We start from the raw sequence: 20,362 nt of genomic DNA on the forward strand, positions 1-20,362 counted from the left end.
TTATTCGTTCGGGTTAGGACGGCGGCCACCATCCGGCAAGTTCGCGGCGGATGAGTGCGTCGAGCATCCCCATCCCCTCGTCGCTGTCGTTGAGGCAATCGAGCCGGGCAAAATGCGTGCCGCCTGCGGCCAAGAATTGCTCGCGGCCGCGAATGCCAAGCTCTTCAAGGGTTTCCAGACAGTCGGCGGAAAAGCCCGGCGCGGCGATGGCGAGCTTTCGAACGCCCTGGGATGGATAAGCGGCCAGCATCGCATCCGTCGCCGGCTCCAGCCACTTGGCCTTGCCGAAGCGCGACTGGAACGCAATGTCGACCGGGCTTCCAATCGCCTCGCCGAGCAGGCGCGCAGTCTTCTGGCAGTGGCAATGATAGGGATCGCCGAGATCCAGCGTGCGCTGGGGCATGCCGTGAAAGCTCAGCAGCAACCGTTCCGGAACGAAGTCGAGCGCCGCAAGCTGCCGGTCGAGATCGCGCTTCAATGCGTCAATATAGTGCGGGTCGTCATGATAAGGTGGCAAAGTGCGCAGCGCGGGTTGCCAGCGCTTGGCGGCAATGGCTGCAAAAGTCGCGTCCATCGCACTCGCGGTCGTGGCCGCGCAATATTGCGGATAGAGCGGTGCTGCCAAGATGTGGGTTGCTCCTTCGGCGAACAGCCGGTCAATGGCCGTTTGAATGCCGGGATTGCCGTAGCGCATGGCCCAGTCGACCAGCACCCCGTCTCCAAGCCGCGCCTGAAGCGAGGCCGCCTGCCGCCCTGTTATAGCGGCCAAAGGGGAACCGTCCTCCGTCCATATCTGTCGATAGGCATGCGCGCTCTTTTTGGGCCGGGTGCGAAGAATGATCCCGTGCAGGATCGGCTTCCAGGCCCAGGAGGGGATCTCGACCACTCGCGGGTCGGACAGGAATTGCGCCAAATATTTGCGCACCGCTCCCGGCTCCGGCGCGTCCGGAGTCCCCAGATTAACGAGCAGGACGCCGATCTTGCGTGAAGGAATGGCGGGATGGTCGGCGGGTCGTGTCATGCCGCCCCCATCGGGTCGAACGGCAGGTTGCGCAAGCGCTTACCCGTCCCCGCAGCAATGGCGTTGGCTACGGCGGGGGCCAAGACGGCCATGCCGAGACCGCTGACACCGCCGGGCGGATTGTCGGTCCGGATCAGCTCCACCTCGATCTGCGGCACATCGGCGAGACGTTCGAACCCCTTGCCACGCAGCGGGGCCGCCTTCGGCATCCCGGCAACCCATTCAGGCGCGGGCACCGTCGCGGCAGCCACTGCAGCCATGAGACCGCCCTCCACCTGCTGCCGGACCAATGCCGGGTTGACGATTCGCCCCGCATCAACGGCAGCCACCAGCCGCGACACCCTCACCCGTTGGTCCGCGCCAATGCTTGCCTCAGCCAACAAACCGATATGCGACCCGAACAAGGTTGCGCAGGCAATGCCCATGTTACTGCCCCGCGCGCCGCCGTCCCAGCCGCCAATCGCTGCCGCGGTGGACATCGCGCGCGCCAGCCTGGGAGCGCCGCCAAGCATTCCGACACGAAAGGCGAGCGGCTCTGCTCCCATCGCCCGCGCCAATTCATCGACAAAGCTTTCGGTGACGAAGGTCAGCGATGCCTCGTCGCCGCCGCGCATGTAACCGGCCTGCAATGCCGGGCCGGCATCGATGGCTGAAATGCGGATGGATTCGATCCCATAGGGCGGAGTCGCGCCACGCGGCGAATAGGCAGGGGCATTGTCGTCGCCTGCTCGCGCCAGCGCGGCCTCTAGTGATGCCATCCCTGCGATCCGGCTGCTCCACGCTGCGATCGTTCCGCCGGGCGAAGGCAGTGCCGAAACCTTGGCCATCACTGGCGGCCTGACGGCATCGTGGTTCTGCGCAGTGGTGGGCGGGAACGCCAGGCTGACGGGGCGGTTGGCGTGGCGGGCCAGTGCGACCGCGATCGTCACCGCGTCCAGTCCCATCGCCCCTCCCGATCCGTCACCAACCGGCATGGGGTATAGGGTCACGTCGCGTTCGGGAAGATTCGCGGCTTTTGCGGCGGCCGCCCGCGCGAGTTCGGGCACTTGCGTCCCCGTCCAGACATCCAACCGATCGCGGGTGAAGCGGGCAACGGCAGCGGGCGCTTCCAGCGAATAATGCGGGGTCGGCGCAATGCTATACGTCGCGGACAAGGGGCGCGATCCGTCGGTGGCGCTCGCATAATCGCCCCACTCGAACAGGCGATCTCCATTTTCGGTTGCCAGCAAATCCGCCAAGCGAGCCATCACGTCCGGTCCATCGGTGGCGCTGAATTTCGGCGCTGCCCGCGTCAACGCATTATCGGCCGCCCACCAGGTCGATCCGATGGCCGCGATCCAGCCGTCACGGACGACCAGATCCAACAATCCCTTCTGGGCCTTGGCGCCCTCGCGAGAAAAGCCCCGCAGGCGGCCGCCTAGCGGCGCAAGCCGGGCCGAAGCGAACAGCATCCTTGGCAGTCGGACGTCCGAGGTAAATCGGAAACTGCCGTCCGATTTCGCCGCAAGGTCCAGTCGCGGCAGGGACTCACCTGCAATTTCGCCCGTGCCCGGCGCCCGGATTAATGATGTCGCCGGCGGCATGGTCGTGGCCGCATCGGCCGCAACCTCCCCGAACCCGAGGCGCTTGCCTTCGTGCAGGATGAAACCGCCAGCTGTGTCACATTCGGCTGCGTTAACGCCCCAGCGCTGGGCGGCTGCTGCGCACAGCAGGTCCCGCGCCACTGCTGCCGCCTCGCGGAGTGGCTGCTCGAACGCCCGTATCGAGGATGATCCCGCGGTTATTCGGGTGTCGACGTTATATTCGCGCGCAATTAGGCGGTTGGCATACATGGGTGCCGAGGGTGCGGGCTCAACGGCCATCATCTCCCAAGCGGCACCAAGTTCGTCAGCGGCGACTTGCGCAAGCCCGGTCCAAATGCCCTGACCCACCTCGGTCTGCGGTACCGCGAGCGTCACACGGCCATCGGTCGCAAGCCGTAAATAGGCGCCGATTGCGGCTTCGCGGGGGCCAGCGCGCAGCGGGCTGCCCTGCTGCTTTGGCCATGCCCAATAGGCGACCAACAGGCCTACGCCCGCGCCACCGCCGATCAGCATGGTGCGGCGCGTGAAGCGCGGTGAGCGCATAATTAGCCGGCGAATTGCTGCTTGAGCGCAATGCGGTCGATCTTGCCGGTGCCGAGCCGGGGCAGCGGCTCGTCGACGAAAACCATGCGCGCCGGAACCTTGAACGCCGCAAGCCGCCCGTCCAGGAACTGACGCAAATCTTCCTCGCTTAGGCAGCTTCCTTCGCGTCGGTGGAGAATGGCTACCGGAACCTCGCCCAGCCGCTCGTCGGTCACGCCGAAGACGGCCGCTTCGGCCACGCCCTCGCAAGCATAGAGCGCGGCCTCGACCTCGGCGGCAGAAATGTTCTCGCCGCCGCGAATGATGATGTCCTTCTTTCGGTCGACGATGAACAGATAGCCGTCCTCGTCGAGATAGCCGATGTCGCCGGTGCGGACGAAACCATCGGCGGTGAAGGCCGCTGCGGTGGCCTCGGGATTGCGCCAATAGCCCTTGATGTTGGCGGCCGACCGGATCGCGATTTCGCCGCGCTCGTTTGGTTCCAAGTGACGGTCGCCCTCGCCTAGGATGGCAAGCTCGACAAAGGGTAGCTGCGCCCGACCCGTCGATGCTGGTTTCGCGGCGTAATTGCCCCAGAAATTGCCGCAGCCGACGGCATTGGTCTCGGTCAGGCCATAGCCCAGCGCAGGCTGACTGTTCGGGAAGGCTTGCCGAAGCCTGTCGACATGCGCCACGGGGCGCGGCGCGCCACCACCGGCGATGTCGGTTAGCGTCGACAGGTCGTAATTGTCGCGGTCCGGGTGGTTCATTAGCTCCAGGCTCATGGTCGGAACCCCAACGAAATAGGTGATTTTTTCTTTTTCGATCAGGCGAAGAGCTTCGCCCGCGTCCCATTTGGGCATCAGGACCATGCCGCGAGCGATGACGAAGCTGTTGAGCATGACCGGCACCTCGCCCGTCACGTGAAACAGCGGGACGACCACCAGCGTCTTCAGCGGATTGACGGGCGATCGGCCCTCGGATTCCAAGATCCCGCGAAGAGTCATCAGGCTGGTCGCATAGGCATAGACGCCGGTTGTTACCGCGCGATGCGTCGACAGTGCCCCCTTGGCCTCGCCGGTCGAACCGGACGTGAACAGGATCGTCGCGTCGTCGTCAGGCTGGATCTCAGGCAGTGCCGTATCGTCCGACGCTTCGCCCAGCAGCGTCGCGAAAGCCTCCTCCAGCGGTCGTTCGATCGCGATCGTCTCGATGGCCCCGCCGGATGTGGTCGCCGCAATGCGCCGAGCGCGCGGCTCGTCTGCGATGGTCAGCGCCGGATCGGTCAGCGCCAGTGCATGGTCGAGTTCTTCCGGCTGCCACCAGCCATTGATCAGGGTCGCGATCGCCCCGGCCTTGACCGTCGCCATATAGGCCAGGATCCAACTCGGGCAGTTACGCATGGCGATAGCGATCCGGTCGCCCTTGGCGATCCCCCGCCCGACCAACGCCCGCGCCAGCCTGTCCGACAGCTGGTCGAGCTTCGAAAAGGTGAGGCGTTCGTCACCGGCGACGACGCCTTCGACCGCGCCATTCAGTGCGCAGAATGTCTTGAAAAACAGCGGCAAAGTCGACGGGAAATTCCCGACGATCGTCCGGCCATCCGCGTCCTTGTCCAGTATGACGCGCCCCCCGGGACCGGTAATGGCGGTCATCACCGCGTCGAACTTCCGGTCGAGTTCCGTCAGGGGCATCCGTCACTCCTTGGCCTTTGGCTAATGCCACCCTATGAGGCAGCAACGGCAAGGGAAAGCCCCATGAGGTTTGGTCGATGAGTTCAGCAGTGTTGGCGGCGGCAGTTTCAGGCGCGATCGCCTTTCCGGATCTCGGTCTTTCGCCGGTCGCTCTCGACCTGGGCTTCTTCCAGCTTCGCTGGTACAGCCTCGCCTATCTCGCCGGGATTTTCATCGGTTACTGGTACCTGCTGAAGCTGTTGAAACAGCCTGGCGCACCAATGGCCCGACGCCATGCCGACGACTTGGTATTCTACGCCTCGCTCGGCATCATTTTCGGCGGACGGCTGGGCTATGTGCTCTTCTACAACCTGTCATATTACCTTCAGAATCCAATCGACATCCTGAAGCTGTGGGACGGGGGGATGAGCTTCCACGGTGGCGTCATCGGCACTTCGCTTGGGATTCTCTACCTCGCACGCAAGGAAGGCCTGCCTTGGCTACGCATCCATGATTACGTAGCCTGCTGCGTCCCGTTTGGCCTCTTCTTTGGCCGCCTGGCGAACTTCGTGAACGGCGAATTGTGGGGCGCACCGACCACCATTCCCTGGGCCATCCGCTTTGTCGAGACGGTCGGCGGCCAAGCCGTCCTGGGTCCGCCTCGTCACCCGAGCCAACTGTACGAAGCGGCGCTCGAAGGCCTCGTCCTCTTCGCCATCCTGGCAGTCATGTTCTGGCGCAGCCAGGCGCGTTACGAACCGGGCAAGCTCGTCGGCGCGTTCATCTTTTTCTACGGCATTTTCCGGTTCGGCGTGGAATTCATACGTGAGCCTGACGCCCAGCTCACCGAGTTCGCCGCGGCGACCGGCCTGCACATGGGCCAGTGGCTAACCGTGCCCATGATCCTTGGCGGGATTTACTTGATGGCCACTGCCAAGAAGCGTCGGGTGAGGGTTGAGCCGACGGTCGGTACCGCGAGTATTGCGTGACCCCGCTAGGCCGGGCGCTCATTGAACGGATCAAGAGCGAAGGACCGCTCAGCGTCGAGGCCTATATGGAGGCCTGCAACGCCTATTATTACGCCACCCGCGATCCGCTCGGGGAGGGCGGCGACTTCACTACCGCCCCGGAAATCCACCAGATGTTTGGTGAGCTGGTGGGCGCCGCGCTAGCTGATGTATGGCTTCGGGCGGGCAAGCCGGGCGATGCCGTTTACGCAGAACTCGGGCCCGGCCGCGGAACGCTTGCCGCCGATGCGCTTCGGGTGTTGCGGCGATCTGGATTTGCTGGCCAAGCACACCTGGTAGAAACCAGCCCAGCATTGCGCGAGGCACAGTCCAAGCGGGTGCCAGAAGCCGCTTTTCATGACTCGATCGACAGTTTGCCAGCCATGCCCTTGCTGCTGGTGGCCAATGAGTTTTTCGACGCGCTGCCAATCCGGCAATTCGTCGACGGCCGCGAACGGCATGTCATCGTGGCGGGTGGCCACTTCGCGTTCGATAGGGATGGTCCCATCTTTGAAGATTCGCCTATGCGGCAATCCCTTGCCGAAACGCTCTCGTGGCGGCTGGCAACACACGGCGGCGCGGCCATCATCATCGACTATGGGTATGCCGGCGGGGAGCAAGGCGACACGCTGCAGGGCGTCCGGTGTCACCAATATTCCTATGTCCTCGATCATCCCGGTGAGCAGGATCTGACAGCCCACGTCGATTTTAAGGCGTTGGCCGACGCCGCTGGGCGTGGGGGGGCGGCAGCGAGTAACATCGCGTCACAGGGAACCTGGCTGGAAACGCTGGGCATCGGCGCCCGGGCAATGACCTTGGCGGCCAAGAACCCGCAGGATACGGAGGCAATTGCCGCTGCCCGCCGGCGGTTGTGCGACGAGGAAGAAATGGGTCGTTTGTTCAAGGTAATGGCCGTGCGGTCAAAGGGCTGGCCCGAGGTGGCCGGGCTAAGCGCATGACGGTCACTTACCGAACAGCGATCACCGCGGACGCTGCCGCCCTAGCCACTATTGGGGCGGATACATTCATCGCCACCTTTGGCCACCTCTACGACCCGGCCGATCTCGCGATCTTCCTGAAGTCGCATTCGGTCGAAGCTTGGGCCAAGGAACTTAACGATCGAGCCTTCGAGGTTCGGGTTGCGGAGCTCGGTGGTAGACTGGTCGGCTATGCAAAACTCGGACCGCCACACCTGCCGTTCGAACCTCGCGGGGAGGCTGCGGAACTGCGCCAGCTATATGTCATCGAAGAGGTGAAGGGTCAGGGGGTGGCCCGCGCGCTGATCGACTGGGTCATCGAGCGCGCCCGCGACCGGCGGGCCGATCACCTCTACCTGTCGGTGTTCACCGACAACCACCGCGCTCGCCGCTTCTACGAGAAACTGGGCTTCGAGGCAGAAGGCACCTACGCCTTCATGGTCGGCAATCACGCCGACGAGGATATTGTAATGAGGCTAAAGCTATGAGCCTCTCAATCGTCCGCGCAGGCGCGCTTAAGCACGTTCCCCACGGATTTTTCGGCCGCGTCGGCGGACTGTCGACTGGAGCGATGGCCGGCCTGAACTGTGGACTGGGCAGCGGCGATGATGCTGAAGCCGTTGAAGCCAACCGGCGCCTCGCGGCAGATGCGATCATCACCGGCGCGCCGCTGGCAAGCGTCCATCAGGTCCATTCGCCGACCGCAGCCATCGTGCGGGAAGCTGTCACCCATTCGGAGCGGCCCCACGCTGATGCGCTAGTGACTGACCGAGCGGGTCTTCTGCTTGGCATCGTCACGGCTGATTGCGCACCTGTCCTCCTAGCTGACGTGCAGGCCGGCGTCATCGGCGCGGCCCATGCCGGATGGCGTGGAGCGACTGCCGGAGTAACCGACCAGGCTATTGCGGCGATGATTTCGCTAGGTGCCTCCATCGAGCGCATCGCCGCGGCGGTTGGTCCCTGCATTTCCCGCGCATCGTACGAAGTTGATTCTGCTTTTACGGAGAGGCTGCTCGCTGAGGACCCGGGCAGCGACCGCTTTTTCGCGGAAGGCCCTGCGCACCGACCGCATTTTGACCTCGAAGCCTATGTGGTTGGTCGCCTTGCTGCGGCGGGGGTCCGGAAAATCGAGGCAGCAGGGCTCGACACCTATTCGCTGGAAGGCCGTTACTACAGCTATCGCCGTTCGACCCATCGCGGCGAAGTGACTTATGGGCGGCAAATCTCCATCATTGGTCTCGCGCCCTAGCGCCGCTTTGCACCAGCGGCTAATGGCGCGGCGACAAGGAGAATATCAGTGACCGAGAGCCGCCGCCCCAAGGATGCCGAAACGCACATTGGCAACCATAAGCTTGACCCCTCAACCCTGATGATGGGCTATGGCTTCGACCCGGCGCTTTCGGAAGGTTCGTTGAAGCCGCCGATCTTCCTCACCTCGACTTTCGTGTTTGATAAGGCCGCCGACGGGAAGCGCTTCTTTGAAGGCATCACAAACAAGCACGGATCGGGCGGCAAGGCCGAGGGGCTCGTCTATTCGCGCTTCAACGGCCCGAACCAGGAAATTCTCGAAGACCGGCTGAAGATATGGGAGGATGCCGAGACGTCGCTAACCTTCTCTAGCGGCATGACCGCCATTGCCACGCTTTTGCTAGCGTTCGTCCGGCCCGGCGATGTGGTGATCCATTCCGGTCCGCTTTACGCAGCGACCGAATCAATCATCAACAAGATTTTGCCGCAGTTCGGCGTTCACTATGTCGACTTCCCGGCCGGCGCGACGCGCGAAGAGTTGGACGAGGTTATGGCCAACGCCAAGGCCAAGGGCCGGGTCGCCATGATCTATCTCGAAAGTCCGGCAAACCCGACAAATGTCCTGGTCGATGTCGAGGCCGTCGCGGCTGCGCGCGCCGCGGCGTTCGGCGACGAGGCCGAGCTTCCGCCAATTGCGATTGACAACACCTTTTTGGGGCCGCTGTGGGCAAAACCTTTGGCGCAAGGCGCGGACATCACCGTTTACAGCCTCACCAAGTATGCGGGCGGTCATAGCGACCTCGTAGCCGGCGGGCTGGTCGGCAAGCAGTCGCTACTCGACAAGGTTCGGCTGATGCGGAACACGATGGGCGGCATCTGCGACCCGAATACCGCCTGGATGCTGATGCGGAGCTTGGAAACACTTGAACTGCGCATGACCCGCGCGGGTGAAAATGCCGAAAAGGTTTGCGCCTTCCTTCGCGACCATCCGAAGGTCGAAAAGGTCGGCTACCTCGGGTTCCTCGAAGAGGGTTCGCGTCAGGCCGATATCTACGAGCGTCATTGCACCGGTGCGGGCTCGACCTTCTCGCTTTACCTCAAGGGCGGCGAACGTGAGGCCTTTGCCTTCCTCGACACACTGAAGATCGCGAAGCTGGCAGTCAGCCTAGGCGGTACTGAAACTCTGGCGTCGGCGCCCGCTGCGATGACCCACCTGTCCGTCCCTGACGAACGCCGGGCGGCCCTAGGTATCAGCGACAATCTGGTGCGGATCTCGATCGGTGTTGAAAAGGCAGAAGACCTGATCGTTGATTTCGAGAACGCGTTGAGGGCGGTTTAGACCGTTCTCTTTAGCCCCAGTCTTCAACCTGCCAGCCTCGGGCGGCGGCGAGCTTCCGTAGCTTGTCGTGCGGATTAACCGCGACCGCTTCGTCCGCCCATTCGAACACGGGCGCATCGCTTGCATGGTCCGAGTAGAAGCGCACATGACCGCGCGTCAGGCCGCTCTTCCCCAGCCAGTCCTCGACCATCCGCAGCTTCGCCGGACCGTAGCAATTTTCGCCGTCGATCTTGGCATGGACCCGCTCGTCCAGGCCCTTAATCGAATTTGTGCCGATACAGTCGTCGAACCCTAGCTGCTCGGCGATCTCACGTGCGTAAAAGCGATAGCTCGCCGTTGCCATGACCACGCGCCGTCCCTCGGCCTTGTCGCGCGCGATCGCAGCGCGCGCACCGGGGCGGACGTTTCGCACCAGCGTGGCCCGGGCAAATCCGTCGACGAGTGGCTTCAACTCGGCCGGGTGGCGGGTGTGGCCCAGGAGAAGCCTGTGGTTGATTTCTTTCAGCCGACCTCGGTCGATCAGCTTCGTCAGATAGGCGAGCATCGAAAGCGCGACGAACGGCAGAAACAACAGTCGCCACGGCGCCTTGCGGAGAGCACAATGCAAAAGGAACGGCGTATAGGTCGCGCGGCGCGTGACGGTGCGGTCCATGTCGTAAATTGCCAGGTCGGTCATGCCTGCCCATCCAGGATAGCAGTGACCAGTTCATGGTCCGCAGGCTTGTCGACGTCTACTGCCGCTAGGGGATTGGAAAGTTCGACCTTGCGGATGTCGAGACCAATCTTTCGCCCAACCGACGCCAGGGTCTGTTCGATGGTACGCAATCGCAGCACTGCACCCAGCAGCACACTCGGACCCAGCGCTGCGATCATCCGCCAGCCTTTTTTGCGATCCTGTTCAACCGACCGCCACAGCGCGACGGCGCTGGCAGCTTTTCTGTTGCCGAAAGCGAAGAGGTTCGCCCCTGAATATGCCCCGCCGCGAAAGCGAAGCCAAGTTCGGCTCGTTTCGGGAAGGCGGGCCAACAGCGGTCGTTGTTCGACCAACCCGATTGCGAGATCAGCGCCGGCGGCCTGGCGGCAAAAGTCGGAGATTATTCCTTCGTCCAGCAGCGCGTGGTCGGCGGTAGTGACCAGCAGGGGAAACTCCGTCGCAGGGTCACTCAATATATTTTCGAGGGTAGCCGCGATGGTGTCGCCGGACCGAATGACCGATAACCGAACATCGGTCGGGAGAGCGACGACGATCCTCTCCGGCTGCTGCGCCAGAACCACCACCCGGGAGATTTCATCTGCTTTGAGCAGAGCCGTAACGGGCCTTGCGACCATGGGCACGCCGCCGACGGGGATCAGCGCTTTCAAGTCGGTTCCATGCGCCTGCGCAAATGCATCGCGACCTGGCCGCGACCCGGCGAGCACCAACGCCGTCCAGCGGCTCATGCCAGCCAGCTGACGACCGGGCGTCCGCGGTCCCTGCGCGCATTGGCCTGTGCAAGGCGGACCGCATGGAAGATCAGGGAAAGGATGGTCCAAAGGGCGACTAGTTCGATCCCGAGATCGGGTCGTCCCAATGCAAGGGCAACCACAAGGACGACCATGTTGGGGTTACGCCGCGCCGTGATCAGTCGGAACTGGCTGTCTGCCTTCTGCCAGACGTGGATGTGCATGCCGTAGCGACGCATGAAAATGCCCTCGATTACACGCTGCGCGACATAGCCAAAGACAATCGCCCCTATAATCAGCGCCTCGTAGACTCGATCATCCAAGGGCCGTCCGTAGGCATTGAGCCCCTCGGCCCAGGCCCACCACCAAAAGGGGGGATGTACCAAATCGACGCCATGGTCGAAGATATTGCCCCACTTCGACGACTGTCCCGTGCAGCGGGCAAGTTTCCCGTCGACGGTGTCCAGCACCATGAACGTGAAGCCTGCCGCGATCCCGGTCCAGTACCAACCGTTGTAGAACAGGAAAAAAGCCGCAACGCAGAAGATAGCTCCGACGGCGGTCACGAAATTGGGGGTGAGGCCCGCCCTGGCGGCCCAGCGCGTCAGGTGAAAAGCCAATCCACGCCACAGATAGAGTGTCAGCGCATCTGTAACGCCCTTGTAGCTAGCATTATAGGCAGCGCGTTCGACCGGCTCGGGATTTGAAGGATCCAACTGGAGAACGAAAGGCCGATCCCGCTTACGCAGCTTCCGGTAGCTGAAATCGGCGGTGTCGGCATCGATCCGCTGCAGCGATGTGCCGTTGTATGGGCTGGCCGACGCCATCGAGGCCATTACTTCCGAAGAGTCGTCTCCAGCCGGAACATGAGCCAGGACCGCCAGGCCATTTTTGGTCAGGACAGTCCCCGGCTGTTCCGCCAAGGCAGCCAGCCATTCAGGATCCCATGCCCAATTGAGGTCAGCTAACAGGGTTCCCCGTTCAACATCCGGACGCGCTGTCGGTTCGAGGCGAGACTTGATCGCCAGAGCATTCGCCCGATCGGCGGCGCTCATGCCAAAGGCGCGGGCCGGGTTGTCCCCGACCGTCACGAACAGCGGCTTATCGCCTGAAGGAAGATCGCCAGACATCCAGTCGCGCTATAGGGCATGAATTTTGGCAAGAAATAGACAAAACGCCGCTGCACTTGCCGCTGAATCGGTTTTCGCGCAGGGTCGCGCCCGATGGGGGTTGCGTCAGAATCTTCCGATCCCGCCGAGGGAAGTGAAGCGTTCCGCTGCGTCGGATCGCTGACGATCGCTCGCGCCGCCTCCACGCAGCGCGAAATCGATGCCGCAGCAGACCCGTTGACCATCGATCTGGCCGGCGTCGAGAAAATCGACACGGTCGGCGCGTGGGTCATCTACCGGACGGTTCGAGATCGTGGCGCGAAGGTCGTCGGGGCCAGCCCCGACGTCAAGGAATTGCTCGATCAGGTCGCCGAGGCGGATAATCCGGTGCAGGTCCGCCCGGACGAACGAGCGGCGCCCCTGCGCGCGCTTAACGAGTTGGGCGAATGGGTGGCCGACGCTGGTCGCACGCTGGTCGGGCTGGTCGCCTTCTTCGGTTCCGTACTGGTAGCGATCGCGGCGATCATCCGCCGGCCCAAGCGGCTGCGAATCAATGCCGTGGTGCACCGTTTCGACCTAGTTGGCGTCCGCGCGCTGGGGATCATTGGGCTGATGACTTTTCTCATCGGGATCGTCATCGGACAGCAGGGTGCGGTCCAGCTCGAGCAATTTGGCGCCGAGGTATACACGATCAACCTCATCGGCCGCATCACCGTGCGCGAACTGGCGACGCTAATGACGGCGATCATGGTCGCGGGCCGGTCCGGCTCCGCCTTCGCCGCGCAAATCGGCACGATGAAAATCACCGAGGAAGTCGACGCTATGCGCACCATCGGTGTCTCGCCGGTCGAGGCGCTCGTCGTTCCTCGCATCCTCGCAGCGATCATAATGATGCCGCTGCTATCCTTCTACGCGATGATCATGTCGCTGATCGGCGGCGGCATGTACGTCTGGATCGACCTTGGGATTCCGCCGCTCACGTACATACAGCGGCTTCAGGAGGTTGTCCCGGTTTCGGACCTGTGGGTTGGTCTTATCAAGGCTCCAGTGTTCGGATTCCTCATCGCTCTGGCCGGTTGCTTCAACGGCATGCTCGTGCAGGGCAACAGCGAAGAGGTCGGCACGAAAACCACTGCGGCGGTCGTGCAGTCGATCTTCATGGTAATCGTGCTCGACGCCGTTTTCGCGGTGTTCTTCTCACAGGTCGGCTGGATATGAGCTCCGACACGGTCATCAGCGTCCGCGGCCTACGCAACAGTTTCGGCGATCAAGTCATTCACGAGAATCTTGATCTCGATGTTCGACGCGGAGAAATTCTGGGTGTGGTCGGCGGTTCGGGCACGGGCAAGTCGGTACTGATGCGTTCGATCATCGGGCTACAGATACCTGACGAGGGCGAAATAGACGTCCTTGGCGAAAATATGATCGGTCGCAGCGAGGACGAGGCCAAGAATATCCGCCGGCGCTGGGGCGTGCTGTTCCAGAACGGCGCCCTCTTCTCGACGCTCACCGTCGCCGAAAACGTCGAAGTGCCCATCCGAGAATATTTCCCGTTCATCAAGCCGCCACTCCTTGATGAAATCGCCGGATACAAGATCGCGATGTCGGGCCTGCCAGCTAATGCGGGCCCCAAATACCCGTCGGAACTGTCGGGCGGCATGCGGAAGCGCGCCGGACTTGCGCGAGCGCTTGCACTCGATCCCGAGCTGTTGTTTCTCGACGAGCCGACCGCCGGTCTTGACCCGATTGGAGCTGCCGCATTCGACGAACTGATTGTCGGGCTGAAGCACAAGCTTGAATTGACCGTTTTCCTGATCACGCACGATTTGGATACGCTCTGGGCGATCTGCGACCGTGTCGCGGTGCTTGCCGACCAAAAGGTGATCGCGGTCGGGACGATTGAAGAATTGCTCTCCTTGGACCATCCTTGGATTCAGGAGTATTTTAACGGCCCCCGCGGACGCGCGGCCGTCGCCTCGCGGAAGGAAGATTAAGGCCGATGGAAACGCGTTCGAACCATGTCTTGGTCGGCACCGTGACCTTACTGCTGCTGGCTGGCCTGCTGGTCTTCATCGTTTGGCTCGCCGGCCTGTCGAACAAAGCAGAAAAATGCTTCGACATTTACTTCGCACAAGGGGTTGGCGGCCTCAACAAAGGCTCGTCGGTCAATTTCCAGGGCGTCCCGGTGGGTCAGATCGAAAAGATCAGCTTGCTTCCGGATCGGCCGGAATTCGTCTGGGTTCGGATCAAGGTGGATGCGCAGACGCCGGTACTTCAAGGCACCACCGCGCAGATCAAGGGTGTCGGTTTTACCGGCGTCAGCGAAATCGCATTGGAAGGTGCCGTCAAGGGCGCTCGCCCGCTGGAGCAAATCGGCCCGCAAGGCTGCCCAGTCATTCCGGCCAGTTCGGGCGGCCTCGGCGCGCTACTCAACTCGGCGCCTGAACTGATCGACCGAATCCAGCGGCTGACCGAGCGCTTGACCGAACTGCTCAGCGACAAAAACCAGAACGCGGTGTCCGACATCCTCGAAAATGTCGATCAGACGACGAAAGTCCTGGCCGAACGCGCGCCGGACCTCGCCGACGCGATTGGCGACGCTCGGATTGCCGCGCGGAATGCCGGCGTAGCGGCCCAGCGGGTCGGCATTCTCGCCGATAGCACAAACCGCTTGGTCAACGAGCAGGGCAAGCCAGCGGCGGAAGATCTGCGGAAAGCCATTGCATCGGTCCAGCGCGCCGCGGATAATCTCGATGCCGTCGTCGCCGACGCTCGGCCGGGAATCCAGAACTTCTCAAAGTCGACCTTACCCGAGGCCAACCGCCTGGTTCGCGATCTTCGCGATCTGTCGGACTCGCTTCGCCAATTCAGCGACCGGCTGAACAATGACGGCGCGATGGGAGTCCTCGGCCCTGAAAAGCTTCCTGACTATAAGCCCGGAAAGACGAAATGATGCGTAACGACCGCCTGCTGATCGTCACATTGGGCGCCTTGTCGCTGGCCTCCTGCTTTGGCGGCAAGAAGGTTCCGCCAACCCTGCTGACCCTGACGAGTTCGGCACCGGCACCAGCCTCGGTCAATCGCGCCGCGTCTCCCGGCGAAGCGGTCACCATTGACGTGCCCGTGGTTCCAAAGGAAATCGCAACCACGCGCGTCCCGGCGCTCGTCGGGCCGACGGCGATCGCCTACGTGAAGGACCTGCAGTGGGTCGAAAGCCCGGACCGGTTGTTCCAGGACCTGCTCCAGGAAACCGTCGTTCGCACGACCAGCCGTGTTGTCCTTGACCCGCGCCAGTCCGCACTGGATCCCGGCCTGCACCTGACAGGAACGCTCAGCCGCTTCGGCTACGATGCACAGGAAGGGTCCGTCATCGTTCGCTACGACGGCGCCTTGTCGACGTCAGGGGGGACGCGGGTCGAGACGCGGCGGTTCGAGGCCAAGGTGCCAGCTGACGGTACGGCCCCGACTGTCGGTCCAGCCCTCAACGCAGCTGCAAACCAAGTTGCGGCCGAAGTCGCCCAGTGGGTGGGCGGTTAATGGCAGAGTGGTGCGATGGCCCGTCGGCCAAAGGCAAGCTATTGCTCATCGCGGGCGTCGCCGTGATGGCGCCCGGCGCTGCTTGGCTTAGATAACGCGTCGGTCGCTTTCTCGGGTCGGCCTAGACCAGCGACTTCGACGCCTGCTCGAACACGTCCTTGCTGAGCCCCGGCGTCGCCACGATCCGTTCCAGTTGCGCACGCATCAACTCGGCCCTTTGCGGTTCGAACCGGCGCCACCGCCCCAGCACTGGAACTTGCCGCGCGGCAACCTGCGGATTCAGCCTGTCGACCGCTAGGATCATGTCGGTAACGAAGCGGTAGCCACGACCTGATGCGTCGTGGAACGCCCACTGGTTGGCGGCAAAGTTGGCTACAAGGGCCCGCCAGCGATTGGGATTCTTTAACGTGAAGTCGCGATGCGCCGCGAGTTTCTCCACGACTGACATCGTGTCCGGTCTTTGTGACGCAGCCTGCAGTGCGAACCACTTGTCGAGCACCAGCGTATCGGCGCGATAGCGCTCATAGAAGGCGCCGAATGCCGCCTCGCGCTCCGGCGCGTCCAAGCTGGCCAGAACCATCAACGCCCCTTGCCGGTCCGTCATGTTATCCGCGGCATCAAACTGCATCTTCGCCAATTCGGCACCGCGCCCCGGGTCGCCGGCGGTTAGCAGGGCAAGCGCCACTGACTTTAGCCGGCGCACGCCCTTCGCATGCGGCGACAGGTCGGACCCGGCGGCTCCGGCAGCTTGTGCCTCCGACAGCAGGGCGGTCAGCGCTGCGCCGACAGCGCGGCGCAATGCATCGCGGCTGGCGTGGATCGCGTCCGGATCGACGATCTCCATCCGGTCGCCGATCATGGCCTCGGTCGGCATGGTCAATGCTTCGCCCTTGAAAGCGGGATCAAGCGCATTGGACATCAAAGTGCCGCGCATTGCCTCGATGACGGGCGACGAGTCGATCACCTCCCCGCGCGCACCGGCGATAAGAGCGCGAAGCATCAACTCCTGCCCTGCCTCGTAACGGGCAAAAGGGTTGGGGTCCGATGCAGCCAGCGTTTCCAGTTCGCCAGCGCGTCGTTCGGACTGCAACAGTACCGGAGCCGAAAAGTCGCGGTTAATCGACAGGAGCGGCGGTTCGCCGACGCCCTCGAACTCGACCTCTACCTCTTCCCGGTCAAGCAGGATCAGTCGCTCATCGCCCAACTGCGCGCCGCTATCCGCGCCGATCAGGGCGGTCTTCAGCGGAAGGACCATTGGCTGCTTTCCACTGTGGCCGGGCGTATCGGGAACGTGTTGGGCAAGCTTGAGGGTCGCGACCCCCGTCGCCGCGTCATGGATCATGTGTGCAGTAACCTTGGGCGTGCCGGCCTGGCTGTACCATAGGCGAAACTGGCTAAGGTCGATGCCGCTCGCGTCTTCCATGGCCGTCACGAAATCCTCGCAGGTCGCGGCCTGGCCGTCGTGTCGGTCGAAATAGAGATCGCTGCCCTTCCGGAACGAGTCGGCACCCAGGATCGTCCGCATCATGCGGATGACTTCCGCACCCTTGTTGTACACGGTCGCCGTATAGAAATTGGTGATCTCGATATAGCTTTCGGGCCGCACTGGATGCGCTAGCGGTCCGCCATCTTCGGGAAATTGGGCGGCGCGGAGTAGCCGGACGTCGTCGATCCGCTTGACCGCTTCGGACCCCATATCGGCCGAAAAGCTCTGGTCACGGAAGACAGTGAAGCCTTCCTTGAGACTGAGCTGGAACCAGTCGCGGCAGGTCACGCGGTCGCCCGACCAGTTGTGGAAATACTCGTGAGCCACGACGCCCGCGATATTGTCAAAATCCGCGTCCGTCGCCGTATCCTGGTCGGCCAGTACGTAGCGCGAATTGAAGATGTTGAGGCCCTTGTTCTCCATCGCGCCGAAATTGAAATCATCGACCGCTACGATGTTGAACAGGTCGAGGTCATATTCCCGCCCGTAAACCTCCTCGTCCCAGCGCATCGCCGCCTTCAGGCTGTCCATCGCGTGGCGGGTTCGCGGTAAGTCGTTTTCCCGGACCCAGATGGCCAGTTCGACCTTGCGACCGCTCATCGTCGTGAAGATGTCGCGGTTAGCGCCAAGGTCGCCCGCGACCAGCGCGAACAGATAGCTAGGCTTGGGGAAAGGGTCGTCCCACAGCGCCCAGTGCGTGCCGTCCTCACCTTCACCGGTCTCGACGAGGTTGCCATTGGCCAGCAAGATTGGGAAGCTGGTCTTGTCAGCGCTCATCCGCACCCGGTAGCGCGACAGGACGTCAGGGCGGTCGGGATGGAAGGTGATACGGCGAAAACCTTCGCTTTCGCACTGTGTGCAGAGGATCCCGCCGGAAGCATAGAGTCCCATTAACTTGCTGTTTGCCGCAGGCGACAGCTCGACCTCAGTCTCTATCGTGCCTTCATTGCCTGACAGCTCAATCACCAGATTGTCGTTGTGCAGAGCCCAGCGGGCCTGGCTGCCATCTACGTGCACCGAAACGGGCTTCAGTTCGTCTCCTGCCAGTTGCAGCGGCCGGTCATGCTGGCCGTTCCGGACGACCTTCAACGTGGACAATACTCGCGTCCTGTCAGCAGAGAGATCGAAATCCAGAGTAACCTCCGGCACCAGCCAATCAGGTGGACGATAATCCTGCCGGTAGATGGCGACATGCTCCGGCGCGGCCGGTGCTTCGGGGTTCAAAATGGCGTCGGACATGGCTCTCCGCTTAGGCAGCGCACCCGTCCGACGCAACGGCGACGGGCCTTTACTAGCGGCGGGGAGAGGTGTTGCGTGGGCGAAACGACAGGCTGGTCTGACCCCTTCCAAAGGGGGAACGCGTGCAGATGGCCCCGGACTGGAAGACGAAGCACCTCGCCGAGCTTCCCGTCGACCTGCGCAGCATGGTTGTCATGACCCCGCCGCCGGCCCCGGCCGACTAACCCGCGTCTGGCGCGGTTGCCGGAAGCGGCCGCCGGCGCCCAAGCAGCGCGACTAGCATCCCCCCGATCGCCAGCAAGCCGCCCGCGATTGCCAGCGTACTCCAGCGATAGCCTTCGAACGCAGTCGAGAGGGCCATCGCAATAATCGGTACCATCACACTGGAGTAGGCTGCTTTGCCTGGGCCGATTTTTCGGACGACCGGAAAATAAAGACTGAAGCACAACACGGATGCCGCGAGGGCGAGGTAGAACAGACCAAACCAATAGCCCGCACGCGTCTCGAAAACCGGCGGGCCTGCGACTGTAAAAGCGATGACCGCGTCCAAAACCGCGCCGATAGCCATCGACCAGGCTAACAACGAAGGAAGCGGATGTCGGTGCGCTTCCTTGCCAGCCTGATAGACATTGGCCGCCGATGCGCCGAGCAGGCCGAGAAGTGTGAACCCAAGTCCGATGGCGATTTGCCGTCCGTCCAATGCGCTACTGCGAATCTCATGGGCGAACAGCAGACCGACGCCCGCCACCGCTACCAGTCCTGCGGCAACGAACCGGCGGTTCGGCTTTTGCCCCAGAAATGCCCAAGCCAGCAGGCTGTTGGGAATCAGCAAAAGGGCAAATACTGTCGCCACGACGCCGGAGGTGATGAACCGCTCGGCGATATAGACACTGTTGAAATTGACGCAGAACTGCGTGACGCCGATCACCGTCGCCGCGATCAGCCCCCCGCGATCGATCTTCAACGAATGCCCGCCCCACCATGCGACAAGCGCCATGGCTACGGCCGCGATGGCGAAGCGGTAGGCCACCGACCATTGCGGCGGCACGACACCGAGCTGGTCGCGTATAACTATCCAGGTCGAGCTCCAGACCAGCGTGAAGATGATGAAGGGAACGGCGATCGACGCGTCGATCCGCGCGCCGTCCTTCAAAGCGCCTCGATCACGGCGGCGAGCCTGGCGACCGCGTCCATGTCCTGATCCCAGCTGGTAACTAGACGAACCTCGCCGGGCGCCCAATCGTAGAAATCGAAGCCCTGCGCCCGAACTGAAGCGGCTTCGGTGGCCGTCATGCGGACGAACAGCTCATTGGCCTCTACCGGGTAGACCAGCCGGTCTCGTGCTGCCTTCGCAAGCGTCGCCGCTGCGCCGTTGGCGGCGCGGGCATTGGTTAGCCACAAGCCGTCCTCCAGCATGGCAAGAATCTGGGCGGCACAATACCGGCCCTTAGAAAGCAGATGTCCGGCCCGTTTGCGAAGGCGCGGCACTAATTCGGCCTTGTCCAGGTCGAAAAACACCAGTGCTTCCGCGTTCATGCCCCCGTTCTTGACGAAGCCAAAGCTCAGCACGTCGACCCCGGCGCGCCAGGTAACGTCCGCCGGATCGGCATTGGCGAAGGCAATGGCGTTGGCAAAACGTGCGCCGTCCATGTGAAAGCCAAGTCCACGGCGTCTTGCGAGGTCGCCGAGCGCCGCCACTTCGTCGGCCCGGTAGGTCAGACCATATTCGGTGGCGTTTGTAATCGACAGAGCCGCCGGTTGAACCTGGTGAACGTCGGCGCGGATACGATCGCATGCCTCGTCCACAGCAGCGGGCAAGAGCTTAGCGCCATCACCGGGTAACAGGCTTAGCTTCGCACCATGAGTGAAAAAGCCGGGAGCGCCCGCTTCGTCCTGCTCGATATGAGCGAATTCGTGGCACAGTATTGCGCCGTGAGGGGGGCAAAGCGCGGCGAGGCCGAGGCAATTGGCTGCTGTGCCCGTGGTAACCCACAGGGCACGGACCGGTTTTCCGAACAGGTCCGAGAAGGCGCCGTCCATGCGCGCCGACCAGGCATCGCCGTCGTACGCGGTGTCGAGGCGATTGGCATCGACCAGCGCTTGCAGGACCTCGGGGCAGGCGGCGGCAGCGTTATCGGAGAAGAAGCGCATGATGCGCCGTGTGGCGGGGCCAAACGG

Annotated in this window: 18 protein-coding genes; 9 read left to right on the plus strand and 9 right to left on the minus strand. The window is 62.8% G+C overall.

The features are described 5' to 3' along the window. Positions 1–13: 13 nt before the first annotated feature. Genes hemH through D3M59_RS04930 form a run of 3 tightly spaced genes read right to left on the minus strand, consistent with a single transcriptional unit; the run spans position 14 to position 4,820 of the window. Complete coding sequence (gene hemH / locus D3M59_RS04920; protein WP_119532115.1) at positions 14–1,021, minus strand: ferrochelatase; 1,008 nt, start codon at positions 1,019–1,021, stop codon at positions 14–16. Further along, positions 1,018–3,147, minus strand: coding sequence for a molybdopterin cofactor-binding domain-containing protein (locus D3M59_RS04925; protein ID WP_119532117.1), 2,130 nt, complete (start codon positions 3,145–3,147; stop codon positions 1,018–1,020). Before D3M59_RS04925 ends, hemH begins: the two co-directional genes overlap by 4 nt. 2 nt (positions 3,148–3,149) lie before the next feature. Continuing rightward, entirely contained in the window at positions 3,150–4,820 is a 1,671-nt protein-coding gene (locus tag D3M59_RS04930; protein ID WP_119532119.1) for a class I adenylate-forming enzyme family protein, read from the minus strand. A 77-nt stretch (positions 4,821–4,897) separates the two neighbouring features. Between D3M59_RS04930 and lgt the strand changes: the two genes are divergently transcribed. From lgt to D3M59_RS04955, 5 genes are read left to right on the plus strand one after another with little or no spacing between them, the layout of a single operon-like run. Continuing rightward, entirely contained in the window at positions 4,898–5,788 is an 891-nt protein-coding gene (gene lgt / locus D3M59_RS04935; RefSeq protein WP_119532121.1) for a prolipoprotein diacylglyceryl transferase, read from the plus strand. Continuing rightward, complete coding sequence (locus D3M59_RS04940) at positions 5,785–6,765, plus strand: class I SAM-dependent methyltransferase (RefSeq protein WP_233543137.1); 981 nt, start codon at positions 5,785–5,787, stop codon at positions 6,763–6,765. The genes lgt and D3M59_RS04940 overlap by 4 nt, the downstream gene beginning before the upstream one ends. Further along, a complete protein-coding gene (locus D3M59_RS04945) occupies positions 6,762–7,271 on the plus strand; it encodes a GNAT family N-acetyltransferase (RefSeq protein ID WP_119532123.1) in 510 nt (169 codons plus the stop codon). Before D3M59_RS04940 ends, D3M59_RS04945 begins: the two co-directional genes overlap by 4 nt. Beyond that, the gene (gene pgeF / locus D3M59_RS04950) at positions 7,268–8,032 is read left to right on the plus strand and encodes a peptidoglycan editing factor PgeF (protein ID WP_119532125.1); all 765 of its coding nucleotides are present in this window, start codon (positions 7,268–7,270) and stop codon (positions 8,030–8,032) included. Before D3M59_RS04945 ends, pgeF begins: the two co-directional genes overlap by 4 nt. A gap of 48 nt (positions 8,033–8,080) precedes the next feature. Next, positions 8,081–9,370, plus strand: coding sequence for a cystathionine gamma-synthase family protein (locus tag D3M59_RS04955; protein ID WP_233543138.1), 1,290 nt, complete (start codon positions 8,081–8,083; stop codon positions 9,368–9,370). A gap of 10 nt (positions 9,371–9,380) precedes the next feature. On the opposite strand, the gene D3M59_RS04960 is transcribed toward D3M59_RS04955, so the two are convergent. Genes D3M59_RS04960 through D3M59_RS04970 form a run of 3 tightly spaced genes read right to left on the minus strand, consistent with a single transcriptional unit; the run spans position 9,381 to position 11,943 of the window. After that, positions 9,381–10,046, minus strand: coding sequence for an HAD family hydrolase (locus D3M59_RS04960; protein ID WP_119532129.1), 666 nt, complete (start codon positions 10,044–10,046; stop codon positions 9,381–9,383). Further along, a complete protein-coding gene (locus D3M59_RS04965; protein WP_119532131.1) occupies positions 10,043–10,810 on the minus strand; it encodes an NTP transferase domain-containing protein in 768 nt (255 codons plus the stop codon). Before D3M59_RS04965 ends, D3M59_RS04960 begins: the two co-directional genes overlap by 4 nt. Continuing rightward, positions 10,807–11,943 carry a CDP-alcohol phosphatidyltransferase family protein gene (locus D3M59_RS04970; RefSeq protein WP_119532133.1) on the minus strand — a complete coding sequence of 379 codons (1,137 nt, stop codon included), beginning with the start codon at positions 11,941–11,943 and terminating at the stop codon, positions 10,807–10,809. Before D3M59_RS04970 ends, D3M59_RS04965 begins: the two co-directional genes overlap by 4 nt. 93 nt (positions 11,944–12,036) lie before the next feature. On the opposite strand from D3M59_RS04970, the gene D3M59_RS04975 reads away from it, so the two are divergent. From D3M59_RS04975 to D3M59_RS04990, 4 genes are read left to right on the plus strand one after another with little or no spacing between them, the layout of a single operon-like run. Beyond that, positions 12,037–13,140, plus strand: coding sequence for an MlaE family lipid ABC transporter permease subunit (locus D3M59_RS04975; protein WP_119532135.1), 1,104 nt, complete (start codon positions 12,037–12,039; stop codon positions 13,138–13,140). Further along, positions 13,137–13,916: an ABC transporter ATP-binding protein gene (locus D3M59_RS04980; RefSeq protein WP_119532137.1), complete on the plus strand. Its 780-nt coding sequence runs from the start codon at positions 13,137–13,139 to the stop codon at positions 13,914–13,916. Before D3M59_RS04975 ends, D3M59_RS04980 begins: the two co-directional genes overlap by 4 nt. A gap of 5 nt (positions 13,917–13,921) precedes the next feature. Continuing rightward, positions 13,922–14,875, plus strand: coding sequence for an MlaD family protein (locus D3M59_RS04985; RefSeq protein ID WP_119532139.1), 954 nt, complete (start codon positions 13,922–13,924; stop codon positions 14,873–14,875). Then, positions 14,872–15,459, plus strand: coding sequence for an ABC-type transport auxiliary lipoprotein family protein (locus D3M59_RS04990; protein ID WP_233543139.1), 588 nt, complete (start codon positions 14,872–14,874; stop codon positions 15,457–15,459). The genes D3M59_RS04985 and D3M59_RS04990 overlap by 4 nt, the downstream gene beginning before the upstream one ends. A gap of 121 nt (positions 15,460–15,580) precedes the next feature. Here D3M59_RS04990 and pepN read toward each other — a convergent pair whose 3' ends face one another. The 3 genes from pepN to D3M59_RS05005 all read right to left on the minus strand — a co-directional run bounded on the left by pepN (position 15,581) and on the right by D3M59_RS05005 (position 20,335). Then, complete coding sequence (pepN, locus tag D3M59_RS04995) at positions 15,581–18,184, minus strand: aminopeptidase N (protein ID WP_119532141.1); 2,604 nt, start codon at positions 18,182–18,184, stop codon at positions 15,581–15,583. 220 nt (positions 18,185–18,404) lie between these two features. Continuing rightward, the gene (locus tag D3M59_RS05000) at positions 18,405–19,337 is read right to left on the minus strand and encodes a DMT family transporter (protein WP_119532143.1); all 933 of its coding nucleotides are present in this window, start codon (positions 19,335–19,337) and stop codon (positions 18,405–18,407) included. Continuing rightward, on the minus strand, positions 19,334–20,335 hold the full coding sequence (locus tag D3M59_RS05005; RefSeq protein ID WP_119532145.1) for a threonine aldolase family protein: 1,002 nt from the start codon (positions 20,333–20,335) through the stop codon (positions 19,334–19,336). Before D3M59_RS05005 ends, D3M59_RS05000 begins: the two co-directional genes overlap by 4 nt. Positions 20,336–20,362 lie beyond the last annotated feature (27 nt).

The organism is Sphingomonas edaphi, assembly GCF_003583725.1.
Taxonomy (GTDB): Bacteria; Pseudomonadota; Alphaproteobacteria; order Sphingomonadales; family Sphingomonadaceae; genus Sphingomicrobium; species Sphingomicrobium edaphi.